General features: G+C 56.4%; 14 protein-coding genes and 1 pseudogene. 8 read left to right on the top strand and 7 right to left on the bottom strand.

Annotated elements, in window-relative coordinates; all coding sequences use genetic code 11:
• Window positions 1-186: 186 nt before the first annotated feature.
• Window positions 187-777, top strand: coding sequence for a cytochrome b/b6 domain-containing protein (locus FHT29_RS25735; RefSeq protein WP_168600339.1), 591 nt, complete (start codon window positions 187-189; stop codon window positions 775-777).
• 380 nt (window positions 778-1,157) lie between these two features.
• Here the strand turns inward: FHT29_RS25735 and FHT29_RS25730 are convergent, their stop codons facing one another.
• The 6 genes from FHT29_RS25730 to copC all read right to left on the bottom strand — a co-directional run bounded on the left by FHT29_RS25730 (window position 1,158) and on the right by copC (window position 5,788).
• Window positions 1,158-1,928, bottom strand: coding sequence for an anti-sigma factor (locus FHT29_RS25730; protein WP_210255529.1), 771 nt, complete (start codon window positions 1,926-1,928; stop codon window positions 1,158-1,160).
• The gene (locus FHT29_RS25725) at window positions 1,928-2,455 is read right to left on the bottom strand and encodes an RNA polymerase sigma factor (RefSeq protein ID WP_168600337.1); all 528 of its coding nucleotides are present in this window, start codon (window positions 2,453-2,455) and stop codon (window positions 1,928-1,930) included. The genes FHT29_RS25730 and FHT29_RS25725 overlap by 1 nt, the downstream gene beginning before the upstream one ends.
• Window positions 2,456-2,506: 51 nt before the next feature.
• Window positions 2,507-3,976, bottom strand: coding sequence for a YncE family protein (locus FHT29_RS25720; RefSeq protein ID WP_246703113.1), 1,470 nt, complete (start codon window positions 3,974-3,976; stop codon window positions 2,507-2,509).
• Complete coding sequence (locus tag FHT29_RS25715; protein WP_246703119.1) at window positions 3,976-4,374, bottom strand: DUF305 domain-containing protein; 399 nt, start codon at window positions 4,372-4,374, stop codon at window positions 3,976-3,978. Before FHT29_RS25715 ends, FHT29_RS25720 begins: the two co-directional genes overlap by 1 nt.
• Window positions 4,375-4,523: 149 nt before the next feature.
• The gene (gene copD, locus FHT29_RS25710; RefSeq protein ID WP_168600336.1) at window positions 4,524-5,378 is read right to left on the bottom strand and encodes a copper homeostasis membrane protein CopD; all 855 of its coding nucleotides are present in this window, start codon (window positions 5,376-5,378) and stop codon (window positions 4,524-4,526) included.
• A gap of 14 nt (window positions 5,379-5,392) precedes the next feature.
• The gene (gene copC, locus FHT29_RS25705) at window positions 5,393-5,788 is read right to left on the bottom strand and encodes a copper homeostasis periplasmic binding protein CopC (protein ID WP_168600335.1); all 396 of its coding nucleotides are present in this window, start codon (window positions 5,786-5,788) and stop codon (window positions 5,393-5,395) included.
• 451 nt (window positions 5,789-6,239) lie between these two features.
• On the opposite strand from copC, the pseudogene FHT29_RS25700 reads away from it, so the two are divergent.
• The 4 genes and pseudogenes from FHT29_RS25700 to FHT29_RS25685 all read left to right on the top strand — a co-directional run.
• Window positions 6,240-6,521: pseudogene (locus FHT29_RS25700) on the top strand (transposase); the annotation flags it as partial.
• Window positions 6,522-6,903: 382 nt separating this feature from the next.
• Entirely contained in the window at window positions 6,904-8,718 is a 1,815-nt protein-coding gene (locus FHT29_RS25695; protein WP_113102151.1) for a methyl-accepting chemotaxis protein, read from the top strand.
• 237 nt (window positions 8,719-8,955) lie between these two features.
• The gene (locus FHT29_RS25690) at window positions 8,956-9,690 is read left to right on the top strand and encodes a LuxR family transcriptional regulator (RefSeq protein WP_037191306.1); all 735 of its coding nucleotides are present in this window, start codon (window positions 8,956-8,958) and stop codon (window positions 9,688-9,690) included.
• Between the two features lie 398 nt (window positions 9,691-10,088).
• Window positions 10,089-10,583 (top strand): hypothetical protein, encoded by a 495-nt coding sequence (locus FHT29_RS25685; protein ID WP_037191304.1) that lies wholly within the window; start codon window positions 10,089-10,091, stop codon window positions 10,581-10,583.
• A gap of 382 nt (window positions 10,584-10,965) precedes the next feature.
• Here FHT29_RS25685 and FHT29_RS25680 read toward each other — a convergent pair whose 3' ends face one another.
• Window positions 10,966-11,418, bottom strand: coding sequence for a GNAT family N-acetyltransferase (locus tag FHT29_RS25680; RefSeq protein WP_246703111.1), 453 nt, complete (start codon window positions 11,416-11,418; stop codon window positions 10,966-10,968).
• A gap of 137 nt (window positions 11,419-11,555) precedes the next feature.
• Between FHT29_RS25680 and FHT29_RS25675 the strand changes: the two genes are divergently transcribed.
• From FHT29_RS25675 to FHT29_RS25665, 3 genes are all read left to right on the top strand, one after another.
• Window positions 11,556-11,996, top strand: a complete 441-nt coding sequence (locus tag FHT29_RS25675) for a SyrB-like regulator (protein ID WP_037191301.1) — start codon at window positions 11,556-11,558, stop codon at window positions 11,994-11,996.
• Between the two features lie 142 nt (window positions 11,997-12,138).
• On the top strand, window positions 12,139-12,747 hold the full coding sequence (locus FHT29_RS25670) for a hypothetical protein (protein ID WP_037191298.1): 609 nt from the start codon (window positions 12,139-12,141) through the stop codon (window positions 12,745-12,747).
• A gap of 32 nt (window positions 12,748-12,779) precedes the next feature.
• Window positions 12,780-13,364 (top strand): hypothetical protein, encoded by a 585-nt coding sequence (locus tag FHT29_RS25665; protein WP_037191296.1) that lies wholly within the window; start codon window positions 12,780-12,782, stop codon window positions 13,362-13,364.
• The last annotated feature ends 79 nt before the right edge of the window (window positions 13,365-13,443 follow it).

Here is a 13,443-nt window from a genome sequence, read left to right as displayed (position 1 = left end):
CCAAAACCTTAACAGGGATTTTTGCAGAAATTCCGATCTTGTCGTCATTGGACGCGATGCCCTTTCAGGTAGCCGCAAGCTTGCCGTGCTCAATGGGTTTCACATCAAAATGGGAGGGGTAAGTCATCTCCGGGCGGGTGGATGTCCGCCCCGAGTGTTCCGTTTGTTTCACTTCGAGAAGTTGACATGACTGATCATCCCGTTGCCGTAGCGCCGTCCCGTTTTCAGGATGGCTATGACATCATTACGATATTCTTCCACTGGCTGACCGCTTTGCTGGTCGTCAGCCTTTTTGCGAGCATCGAACTGCGCGGATTTCTTGTGCAAGGCACCTGGATCCGCAGCGAGATGCAACCCTTGCACATTTCTCTCGGCATCTTGTTATTGCCGACCATTCTTCTGCGCAGTCTCTGGCGTCTCTTCTCGCGGGGAGATCGTCCTGCGCCGACCAGTGGACTTATGGATATAGCCGCCAAGCTTGCGCATTTCGGACTTTATGCGCTGCTCATTGCACAGGTTGTGCTCGGCTTCGCCGCGACTTGGGCGCGGGAGGGAATTTTCACGTTTTTCGGACTGTTTCCACTACCGCGGCTGATCAATGTCGATCCCTCGCTGCGCCACACAATCACCGACGTGCATCAGGTCGTGGCCTGGGCAATCATCCTCCTCGCCGCATTGCATGCGCTTGCTGCGCTCGTTCATCACTATGTTCTCAGAGATGATGTTCTGGCGCGAATGTTGCCTGCAGCCCGCCGGCCAGCCGATAGACGGAAGTGATCCGCCGCGGTAATGTTCCGACCAGTCGGTTCCATCATGCTTCAAAACGTTTTCGACTGGCCGACCCCTTGCCTGCAGGACCTGGTTCGTCGCTGGCGGTGGTAAGCCAAGCCGCATCGCCCACAGCTGCCTCGTCCATGCTGGAGGCGAGCGGCGCCGCCGACCTTGCGCCCAGAGTTGTTCGAGGTCCCTGATGCGAATTGCGGGCCGCACTCCCAGACTTGCCAGGAGCTTAGAAAAATCTGCCGCCACGCCGGCGGTTCTACTCCCTACAAGAGCTGGCAAGCTAACAAGCTGAACATTGGCGACCGTGGGGATAAAGCGCAAATGACTCGTCGGTTACGGCTACCCGAACTTAAGCGGAGCGACTGCGACAATGGCTACATGGTCGATAGCTGCGCCCGAATATCATCTGCGATCGGATGCAGGGATTTCGCATCAGTCGCACCCATGAGACTAAAACCCATCCCGCCATTAGCCCAAGTCCAGCCGCTGACCTTTCCATCGGCATGCTCGACCATCGGTCGGTTCTGATCAACGATCATGTGCCTGGCCAACATTACCAGCCGGTCCCCCTTGTCGTCGTTATACATCAACATGAACCCAGGCCCGTGAACGGTGGAAACGATGCGTCCGCCCATGAGACGATAGCCTGACCGGGACAGATCCGGCAGCACCGTCTTGGTGCCCAGCGTTCTCGAAGCGATGTCCGCTAAGCCGGAAAGATCGTCTGCCTTGAATTCGACGGGCTGGACAGCGCTGCCGGCAAATGTCGTATAACTCGCAGACGCTTCCTGAGCGAGCGCTGCCACGCCTTCCGAGGGCGGCAGCGAATAGCCGCGAACCGCCCAGCCACCGGTTGCGCCGACAACGATGAGAACCATGGCCGCGGCGGCCATTCTCCAGGCAGGCAGCTTTTCGGACTGCCGTCGCGCAGCGATCTGCGCCAGGTTCAAACGCATTGGAATGGGCTCCTGGGCGACTGGATCCAGCGCGGCCCGCAGAGTTGCGGCATCTGCCTTGAGGGTGGCGGCTCGCGAAGCTTCATCCGGGTTTGCGGCCAGGTAGGCCTCGACTTCGTCGTGTCGCTCCGGCTGGAGCGCGCAGTCGACGTAACCCTGGATATCCTCTTCTGTAATTGGTCGTTTCATCACTTTACAATCCTGAGCTGGGGTTGCCCTGCTATGACATTTGCGCGTGGCGACTCAAGTATGGCCCGCAATTGTTCTCTTGCTCTCGAAAGCCTGGACATCACGGTTCCCGCCGGAATCCCAAGAACCTTTGCTGCCTCTGCGTAAGACAAGTCCTCAACGGAGATCAACAGGATAACGCTTCGATGATCGGGCGGCAGTCGCTCTATGGCCAGGAGAACCTCCTTGCCGTAGATGGTCTCTTCCTGTGTGGCCGCAGTTGCATTTGTTGCTTCAGGCATATCCTCGATCGGTATGGCGTATCCGCGTCGTGTCTTCTGCCGCAGCCTATTGATGGCAAGGTTATGAAGAATGGCGAACATCCATGTTCGGGGATCATCGTTACGGCGACGGTGCCAGTTGGCGACAACTTTCTCCAGGCAATCCTGGACGGTATCATCGGCCGCTTCAACGTCACGCAGCAGGCCGCGTGCATAACGCCGCAGTGTCGGGATGAGCGGTTCCACAAGAGAAAGCATGTCGTCCACTGGTCACCTTTGTCGTCGAGGGGCCCGCCTCGACGAGGCGGACCTGCACGTTCAATCGGCTTGCACCTGGACAACACTATCCGGCTTGCCATCCAGCGCGGTGGCGACGACCAGATAACGACGTTCGTCCTTGTGCTTGGCCTCGACGATCTGTCGGATCGGGCCTACGGTGTTGACGATAGCGGAACCCGCGGGGTTCGTCATAAAAGATGCAAGGCCTTCGAGCGGACCGCTGCCATTGGCGTTGTCAGACAGGGCGAGTACATACGGTTTTTTTGGATCCAGGCCGGTGACGGACGCCTGCAGAACCTGTGTCAGCCCCTGATTGAACAGCGTAACGCTCGTCGACTGCTTCTTGTCCTTGTCACCCTTGGTTGCAAGCTTCAGATGGGCAGCATCACCCGCAGCACCGAGCGGCACGAGATTCTGCATGCCATCCTCTTCGGGCACGGCGTTCGGAACATAGGCGACAGCCTGCGGCGCCTGGCCGATCGGGATGTTGGCGATAACCTTGTTAGTTAGGGTATCGATGACAGCGAACTGGTCGGCATTTTCAAGCCCGACATAGACCCGCGTGCCGTCTCCTGATGGCCAGATACCGTGCGGCAGGTTGCCCACTGGGATGGTGGCGACCTGCTCGAAGTTGTCGGTCCGGAACACCTTCACTTCGTTTAAGCCACCGACCGTCACATAAGCGAAACTGCCGTTCTTGTTGACGACGAGGTTGACGTGGTTGGTGATCGGTCCGGTGTCGAGCGTTTTGATGAGATCAAAGGGTGCCTCGGCATTGAAGACCTGCGTCTTGCCGACATCCTTCAGCGTGAACCAAACCTGCTTGCCATCGGCGGAAGCGGCAATGTTCGGGCAGAAGGGGCTTGCCTGCTTCACATGGCCGACAATCTGATGGTCTGCGACGGTGACGACGGCGACATCCGGGTTGAAGGATGAGCAGATATAGCCGTACTTGCCATCCGGCGAGAAGATCTGCATGCCGGGGCCAGGAGCAACCTTGATGCGGGTCTTTTCTTCGAAAGTGCTCGCATCGATGACGGAGATATAGTCTTCGCCCCGCACAGTCACCCAGACTTCCTTGCCGTCGGGCGTAAAGAAGGCCTCATGCGGGGAGCGGCCGACATAGGTCGTGTGCTTCACGGCATTGGTTGCTGTATCGATAAAGGTCACCGAATTAGAGCCGATCGAGACGACGGCGAGCGTCTTGTGATCCGGGGAAAACCCCATGCCGTGGACGAGGACCTGGCCCTTATAAAGGGGGCTCAGGTTGCCGGGCTGCGGATCGCCGAGCTTGATGACGCCAAGCAGTTTGTTATCGACCGGATCGGAGACCGACACCGTACTGGAGAACTGCTCGGCCGCATAGACGCGGTCCTTGTGGCTGATCGGAATGTCCGGTGTGGATGCGGCGAATGGTGCCTGGCCCGCGAGGGCGGCAAGCGGAGATAACATGCTGCCGGCAAGCAGGATGGCGGCAAATGATGTGCGTAGCATTGGAAGACCTTTCATTACATTTTCATGCCCGGTGCCATGCCTTGCATAGTCCCGGAGGGGGCAGTCTCTGGCGCAGCCTGGGTGGGTGCGGAAGTCGGAGGCGGCAGGGGATCGCCGATCGCGAGCTTCATCGCGATGATTTCCTGCTGCTGTTCGACGATGATTTCCTGGGCGATCCTGCGGAGCTGCTCGTTTTTGCCGTATTTCAAAGCCGCGACCGCCATGTCGATTGCGCCTTGGTGGTGGGGCGTCATCATGGCTACGAAGTCGCGGTCGACGTCGCCGCTGGGCTTGACGGACATACCGTCCATCATTTTTGTCATAGCGGCGTCGTTTTCAGTGAGATAGGCGGCTTCAGCCGCATTTTGCGCTGACGCTACGACGGCGATGTTGCTGCCGTTGTCCTGCGCCATCGCCTTGTAAGCTGAGAATGCCGCAGCAGAAGCAAGGCATAGGGTCATCAGGTATCGGGAAGAACCGTGCATGTTCATCTTCTTCTCTGTTGTTACGTTGGGGTAGACAGCGTGGCGCGGGGTTTATTCCATCAGGCGCGAAATTAATGTCAGGCGGGATCCTTCAGGCCAAATGAAGCGACCAAACCGAGGGCTGCGGCCCCAAGCACGAGCTCGGCCGCGCAGCCGCACGCGAGCAGCGATCGGGCAAACGATCCGTCTCTCCGGATCATCGGCACGAAGGCATAACGGTTCACGATCGCAATCGCCGTCATAAGGCCGACGGCCAGAATTTTCAGACAAAGCTTTTGATCGTAGGGGGAAGAGAAATGAATCGGAAGTCGTCCAACCGTGAACCAGAGGTTGACGATCCCGCTGATCAGGACAAGACCGACCGCGACATGTCCGGCCGTTGAAAAGCGCCGCATGGCCTTGATCGAAACCGATCGGAGCTCCGATATAGCTGCCATGCGCAAGATCAACATGAATGGGATGAGACCTCCCAACCAAGCGCAGCCCGACAGGACATGGACAGCGTCAACTGCCTGATGAGCAACACCGCCAAGGCCGCTGTCTTCGGCAGCATGTCCACTCAGGGCAAGTTCGCACAGCATCAATCCTGCGATCAAGACGGATGTTCGATACGCGCGCAGAAGATTTGCCAAAAGCAGCATGATGGCAGTCGCAACCTGAAGTGCCAACGCCTCGCCCACGGCTGTTTCTGCAACGAGATGCAACGTGCTGACATCGTACACCGAGGCCCAATGTCCGGTGATGTCGGCAGTTTGCACAGGGAGTGCAGACACGCTCGTTGCGACCACAACACCGACAGCGACGCTAACCGCAGTCTCCAGAAGCCGCACGAGCGGCGTTACCAAAGTCCGACCGGCAAGGAAACAGGCAAAACCCAGACCGCCCCACAGCAGACAAAGGGCACCGTCGTGTAAGAAACGAAGGCACGTCACAGCGCTTTCCGGCGTCATGGTGCGACAGAAAAGTCATATTTTCCCTCGGTCTTATGACCATCTTTCGAAAGCGCGTGCCATGCAACACTATAGCGGCCCGGCATGAGGGGTTTAATGAACGCGGCGGAGAGCTCGGTATCGTCTGGAGCGCCAAGCACTGGATCACTGAGCGAAACCGGTGCGCCCCTGTTGTCGGTGATGGAGACACCGGAAAATGCAAGCTCCAATCCCTCGGTGAAATCCATCGATATCCTGTTGGGAGATGCCTGGACTGTCGAGCCGGTCATCGGCATCGACGTTTTCAGATGGGCATGGGCCCAGGCGGGCGCGGCAAGACCGACGATGCCGGTGCCGGCCACGAGAATGCGTGCGACGTAGGTTTTCATTTCGGAGCTGATTGCAATGTTCATCGGAGCACCCTTCGAGTGGCTTTGATCTCGTTACGAATGGGTAGACATCCCGAAAGCCGAGTTATTCCGTCGTGCCGCGAAATTCCTGAAGCCTGCGGGAAACACCGGAAAAGGTCGGGTTTTCACCGATAACGGCAGCTCCAGTCGTAAGAATGGAATCGCGGTTCCACCGGACCTTGTGAAGCGGCAACCCACGAAGAATCGGAGGGAGCCGACGCGTTACATCCGCCACGAAGAGGGCGATTTTGACACCGCCGCGAAACCAAACCGGTCTCTAATGACGATGGCGCCGGTCGTTGGGCGGACGACGACAGTCTGTCCGCCTGAGAATGCCAATGCCGCAAAGGACCTCATTATGACCAATACAGCCATTTCGACCACGTCCTCCACAGGCAAATGGATGGAGGCGCGCCCAGGAGAACACTCGTTTATCCGGGTTCCGGCAGTCGGCATGGCGATCGTGCAACGACCGACAGATATCATCCTTGGTTCAAGTGCCGGCGATGCCCGAGCGACTGCCGTCACCGGCCTTTCGTTGCGTGCTGCCGTAGGACCAGTTGCAACTCAAGTGGGACTTCGAGCGCATTTGATGAGTGACGAAGCAAAGGCATTCGTTGCCATAGGCGAAAGCTTTGCCGCACACGAGACGGTCAACCACTCCAGCCGCGAATATGTCCGAGATGCCGTCCAAGTCAATTCAGCCGAGGGGTTCAATGCACGGGTCCGGCGGTCGGAATTATACCTAAGTATCCATAAATATTAGTCTTCAGTAAAAATTAAGCTTTATGCCCTATTAATAGGGTGTCCGGACATTAAGTCGAGACCGACATGAGGTCGGTACTTCCAGGAACTTCGACGTTGCTTTAGCGGGAGGTTTCTGGCATCGGGGCATCTGTTCAACTCTCCAAACTTTTTACAGCCCTTGCCGGATTGGATCCTGCCACGGAAGTCTGGAGAAATCGCCATGCTTGCAGATAGCGCGAGCAGAAGTGATTGCAGTTGCTGCTATCAGCTGGCTATCCCGCTCAATCGGTCCGGCTTGAATTAGACTACAAATACGATGAGGGGCAGTGCGCTTGCCTCTTTTACAGGGTCGCCAGAGGAGAGATCTGAAGATGTTCGGCAGTTCCAAAGTGTATCGCATGCAGACAAAGTCGTTGGATTCTATTACTGCCAACATCATGATCGCCGACGCCGATCTGAACATTCGATATATGAACCAGGCCGTCGCCGGGCTGCTCAAGGAAGCCGAAACGGAACTGAAGAAGGAACTCCCGCGGTTCGATTTCGACAGACTTGTCGGAAGCAACATCGACATCTTCCACAAAAACCCGTCGCATCAGCGAAACATGCTCGCGGCGCTAAAGACCCAGCACCGGGCCACGATCTGGGTCGGACATCGCGCCTTTGACTTGATTGTTACCCCGCTGCTCGAAGGAAACAAGACGACGGGCTTTGTCGTGGAGTGGGCAAACGCGAAAGAGCGACTGCAAAATGTCGACTTCCAGGGCCAGATGGTGGCGATCAGCCGTGTTCAGGGGATCATCGAGTTCACGACCGAAGGCGAGATTGTCACGGCAAACGACAACTTCCTGAAGGCGATCGGTTATCGCCTGGACGAGATCAAGGGTCGCAGCCACAGTATGCTTGTCGATCCGGAATACGCCAAGACACCGGCTTACAAGGAATTTTGGGAGGCGCTGCGCCGGGGCGAGTTTCAAGCGGCTGAGTTTACCCGCTATGGCAAGAACGGCAAAGTCGTTGTCATTAACGCATCCTATAACCCAATCTTGGATTCCAAGGGCAAAGTCACCAAGGTCGTGAAATTTGCAACCGACGTGACCGAGCGAGTTCATGCGGTTACGACCATCGGTGCGGCGCTGACCAAGCTTGCAAAGGGAGATCTCTCCTTCAGTCTCGACGAGCCCTTCGCACCGGATTTCGAAGGACTGCGAAACACAATGAACGAGGCGCTGAGCCAGATGCGCAACGCGCTCGGTGATGTCGCGCATTCAACCGATCGGATTGATACGGGCACGCGCGAGATCAGTCAAAGTGCCGAAGATTTGTCCAGGCGCACCGAACAGCAGGCAGCGTCACTCGAAGAGACCGCCGCAGCCCTTGATCAGATCACGGTCAACGTCAACAACGCAGCAAAGCGCGCCGAAGAGGCCCGTCATGCCGCAGCCACGGCAAGTGAAAATGCCGAGCGCTCCGGCAAGGTGGTCGCCGATGCGGTTGGAGCGATGTCGCGGATCGAGAGTTCGTCCAACCAGATCTCCAATATCATTGGCGTCATCGATGAGATCGCCTTCCAGACCAATCTCTTGGCTCTCAATGCCGGAGTTGAAGCAGCGCGCGCCGGCGAAGCAGGTAAGGGTTTTGCGGTGGTGGCCCAAGAAGTGCGAGAACTTGCGCAACGCTCCGCGCAAGCTGCCAAAGAAATCAAAGAACTGATACGCAATTCGTCCGAGGAAGTCAGCACCGGCGTGAAACTGGTCAGCGAAACCGGAGAGGCCCTGCGGACCATCCAGCACAACATTGTGGCAGTCAATAACCACATGGAGGCGATCACCAGTTCGGCAAAAGAGCAGGCGACCGGTCTATCGGAAGTCAATACTGCTGTTAACCAAATGGATCAGGTCACGCAGCAAAACGCCGCCATGGTTGAAGAAACCAATGCCGCTAGCGCCACGCTCGCCCAGGAGACGACGCGACTGCGTGAACTGATAGGAGAGTTCCAACTGGGTGGGCTAGGGCGGCCGAATTCAGCGGGCATCAGACAATCGGCAGATCATACATCAAACCGAAGGCTCGAGCTTGCGAAGCCAGGCCACCGACCGGTGCCCTCGCCGGCCAGGCACATGCTCACCAAAATAGCCGGTAAAGTCGATGGTGGAGCTGCTGCCGAAAGTTGGGAAGAGTTCTAAGACCGGCCTGATAGGCAGTTTGTTGTTCACCCTCAAAGCTGAAAGCACGCCTCATCACAAACGTTTTGTCTTTTCCAGTCGAATTAAGCAGCAAGGTCGCTCTGGCCGGGAGTCTCCACAAAACGATCATCGCTTTTGCTTGCTGAGGTCAATTGTTAATTCACAGGTCAATTGTTAATTCACGGTTAACCATTCGGCTACACAAATGGGGTACCTAATTCAACAATCGAGTCGAAGATGCCCGTTAGCGCTTTTTCCGTGCTCGCACCTGATGCGCTGGATCCTTACGTAGACCTTCGCTCGGTACCAAAATATCGGTATTTCGGTAAAAACAATCTCATTGATAGATTTCGCGAAGGTGTACCGTTCGACCACATCTCTATATCCGGGCTAGACGTCGATCACTATCGTTTTGGGGACGGGTTTTCGATCGACACAGACCTTCCTCCAGGATTTGTGGAGGCGTACATGGAAGACAAGCTTTTCAAGGTCGATCCGTTTATAGCAGCCACCAAGGCGTCGAAAACCGTAATGGTCGAAAGTGAAGTCTACCAGGACGTAGAAGTCCCGCAGCGGTTGCTGTATTTGCAGCGCATATTCGGGGTTCACAACAGAACCATGGTCCCGATCTTGCGTGAAAATACGGTTTACGGCGCGGTCGGCTTCACCCGCATGTCAGCGTTCACGGAAAGCGAGCTTACCTTTCTCACGCTCATCGCAGAACCCATCCATACCGCCGTAACCAAACCACTGATGGACCGCTTCGCCGTGCAACACCTACGTTTGTCAAAAGGCGAGATGGCGTGTCTTTCTCAGGCGAGCCTTGGGCTGACGAGTGAAGGCATTGGCAAAGCGATTGGTTACCAGGTTGACACCGTCAACAGCTACATCAAGTCTGCAGTGAAGAAGCTTGGGGCGTCGAACAGAACGCAAGCGATCGCAGAGGCGATACGCCGCCGACTGATTTCGTGACGGGGCGTTTTCATCCAAGTCATCAAATTGGGAACCTCAGGGACGATCGTTGATTACGGTCAAGCTCGCAATGTCGGATGCTAACGGCCCTTTTTGCCTCTTGCAAAGAACTGACTAGAGCGTTTTGTTTCTTTACGCATTCCAGATGGAAAACCGCTTCGCACTTTTCCTGGAAATGCTCTAATGATCAGCATCTTCAGGCGAGAGCTTAGCGACGAGCTCTTCCTTCTTCTTGAAAGCATCGGGTAATCTCGAGGTCTCGTCCCGTGCGAACTTCCGTTCTTGGCGCATTTTTGTCGCGCTAGAGCTTCGGATCTAAGGGCATGATTTTAAGATATTACCTTTAGAAGTTTGGCCGTCATGCCGCTGCATTGCTCCCAACCTTTTAGGATTCTGACATGAAGAAAATTATCGCTTTGGCCTTGCTTGTCTTAGCATCTCCCCTGGCCGCACACGCTGCGACCCTGAAGTTCCCCAGCGAAAAGCCCGTCGCAAGTATTACCATTCCGGATAGCTGGAAGCCGGAGGAAACAGAGAGCGGCGTCCAAGGAACATCGGCGGATTCGGCCATCTATCTTTCCGCCGACGTTGCCAGCAGCAAGTCAATGGACAAGGTCGTTACCGACGCCGTCGATTTTCTCGCGAAGAACAAAATCACGGTTGATCCCTCGACCCGGAAGGAGACACCCGTCACCGACGTCAACGGCATGCAGATGACGACCCTCGAGTGGGACGGCAACGATGAAGACGGCCCGGTCAGCGTTGGTCTGCTCTTCGTGCAGACATCCGGTGACAACGCTCTCGTCGTAACCTACTGGGGAACCAAGGGAGAGGAAGACAAGCACGGCGCCGAAGTTCAGGCAATCATCGCGTCGATCAAGCCGATTGAGTGATCGGTGAGGATGCTGTCGGTCCGGTCGCCACCGCCGCTGGCTGGAGGCCCGGATCGGCCGCAGGCTTGTCTCCAAGTTAGTTACCGTCGGAGCTCGAAGTCGCAGGCCTTGGAAAACTGGCTCGGCATCTCGGGATAAGTTCCGGACCTGCACATCGACACACTAAAGGTGAAATCCAGGAATTTTCATTGATCCGACTGCAATGTACGCAACGATTCAACCTGGGAAAATAGCGTATCTATAGGCGGATCCGCACAGCAATGCCGGCTACGTCAAATCGTTGGATACAGTTCTCATGATTAACCACAAGGCGACGGTCCCTCTAAAAGGTCCGTGTCGAAAGTGATGATACTGTCTTCGTCTCGGTCACGACTCTATGTTGCTATTCGCAAATCACCTTTTCCATCTGGATCGCTCCTTGGCCAAGACCCACTAATTCTGTTGGGTCCCAAAGCTTCTCAGACCACCCAGCCTTCAGATAAAAGCCTACCGCGTCAGGGGCAGCATTAACGCGGAGAATGCGGACCCCGCGTCTTTTGGCCTCTGCCTCAATGAAATTGTTTAGCCTGAGACCGTATCCCTTTCGCTGTTTGTGCTGAACGATAGCAACAAGTCTCACTATGCCAGTTTCGCCCCGTTCATCCAGCCGCGCCACCCCGAGCGGCTCTTCGTTCTCAAACAGAAGGAAGGGTGTATTTCCATCGGCGCGATCATCTGGGTGGTTCTCATCGTAAGAGATCGAATGCCGACCCGGCGCGAACAGCACCTTTTGCCGAATGTCGTGCATGGCGCGCCAGTCGTCCGGTGTCATAACGGCCCTCAATTCGTATGACATCGATCGTGCATCTCCTTCTTATATTTCTCAGAATATGGTGGTGCTTTGTTTCAAAAGGGCGCGCTATCTATGGCGTTCATGTTGACTCCCTATTGCGCTCAGCCCAAAAGAATTTTTGGCTACAGAAGGAGATAGTGATGGCTGACGAGAATAGCATGGCGCCTGTTACGGAGGCTGCGGATACGGTTGCGATAGTAGAAGCGGCGGCTGAGAAGAAGCAGCGCGCACCGCGGCGTCAAAAGGCAGCCGTCGAGGCGACGGTAGCAGCATCGACTGCGGAGGCTGTTAAGTCGGCGAAGGGTCGCAAGAAGCGTGACGAACAAGCCGGTGAACCGAAGCTGACGCCCGTCGAAACGCCAGTCGCCAAGCAGCGCAAGACAAGGGGCCCCAACAAGGCGGCTACAAAAATCGGGACGGCAAAGCAAACCCGGCAAGCGGCTGGCACGTCTGCTCCGGCAATCGACGAGATCGCGGATCTCATTCAGCTCGAAGAAGAGAATAAGAGGCTTCGCAAGACCCTGGCAGATAAGCTGCGCGCGGAAAATGCCGACCTGCGCAAGCGGCTCGGGCTCGCTTGATCACCCGGAACAGTAGAGCGGTTGCGGGATCGACCGTGGCCGCTACTGTCTCATTAGAAAAGAAATTCCGGGGCTCGCGTCGCTGTTCCGGATCTAAAGCTGCGGCAACGTCGTGGTGCGGTCTGCTCGAGGTTGAAGCGCTATGAAATCACCATGGAAATTTCTTGTTCAATTGACATCGCGGGCACGACCGGCGGAAACGCCAGCGGCTTCGATTGAGCATGATGCTAAAGCCGCGGCAATCGAAAGCGAAGCGCAACGGACGTCGGTGCTTCCGTCGAGCTCAACGGAAGCACCCGATGGGCCTCACCACCATGAGGCCCCAGCTATTGGTCCCGTGGCGACAACGACATCAATCGAAACTGGACGCGATCTCGATGCTACGCCGGCAGCCTCGCCGCCAGTCGATATTGACGAGGGCCAGGCAGAGACGCCAGCTGAGGCCAACCAGTCGAGTGCCGAAGCGCCTGCATTGGTACGGCAAAATGCGACAAGCAAAAAATCTCCACGAGCACCGCAGGCGAAGCGGGCGGCACGCGCCGGGAGAACCCGCATCGATAGTGATGCCGAGCGCACTGATCCTGCGAATGAGGATCAAACTGCACAATCCCCGTCGCCGCCGCCAACCTTCCTCGATGAAGTGGGGAGCTTGGACGACGAAGTCAGGCAGCTGAGACGTCAATTGGCGCATAAGCTGCATTTGCAGAATATTCAGCTCAAGAAGATGCTTGAGCGCTTCGACATCTCGTGAGCGAGCCTCACCTTCTCAAGGATTGGACACATATGAAGACACAGCAACGAACCTTCGTTGTCGAATTCAAATCGGCGCGCCGACGGTCATCGATGCGGCAAGACTCCATTTGGAGCGGCACCGATCTCAAGACCCTTGCGCGTGAGGCAGAAGCTGAAGCGCCGCATCTATTCGACCCCAACACGGTGGCAACGACTGCGAGCCAAGATGGCGTGATGCCAGCGGAGTCAGAACCGGCAGTTCATCTCGACAACAAGATCGAGACCGTCGACGACAAGCAGATTTCGGCGTCATTGGCCGAGGCGGAGCAAAGCACTCCATCGCAGCAAGACAATGCTCCAACGTTCAGCGCGGTTCCAGACGTGAAAGAAGTCCGTCCCGGACGAGCATCTCCAAGAGTGTCGCGGCGCCAACGCCAAGCGAGTGTGGTTCATCATGCCCAGAATGCGAAAGGCGCGGCCACCGCGCGGCTAACCACTGCTCAGGGCGAAATGACTTCCGATGAGTTGGTCCTGCTTGATGAGGAGAATCGACGGCTGAAGGGATTGCTGGCAAACCATCTTCGTCAACAGAACAAGCAACTGCGAGAGATGCTTGCGCGACTTGTCGGCATCTAAGGCATCTTGTGGATCGATCGCCCGGTTTGCAACGCTCCGCCACCATGGGATTTGGGACAAAGGCCTGTAGATTGGCGTG

It is taken from the genome of Rhizobium sp. SG741, from assembly GCF_012275435.1.
In the GTDB taxonomy this organism is placed as follows: Bacteria; Pseudomonadota; Alphaproteobacteria; order Rhizobiales; family Rhizobiaceae; genus Rhizobium; species Rhizobium lusitanum.
This window is presented reverse-complemented; position numbering and strand designations above follow the sequence as displayed.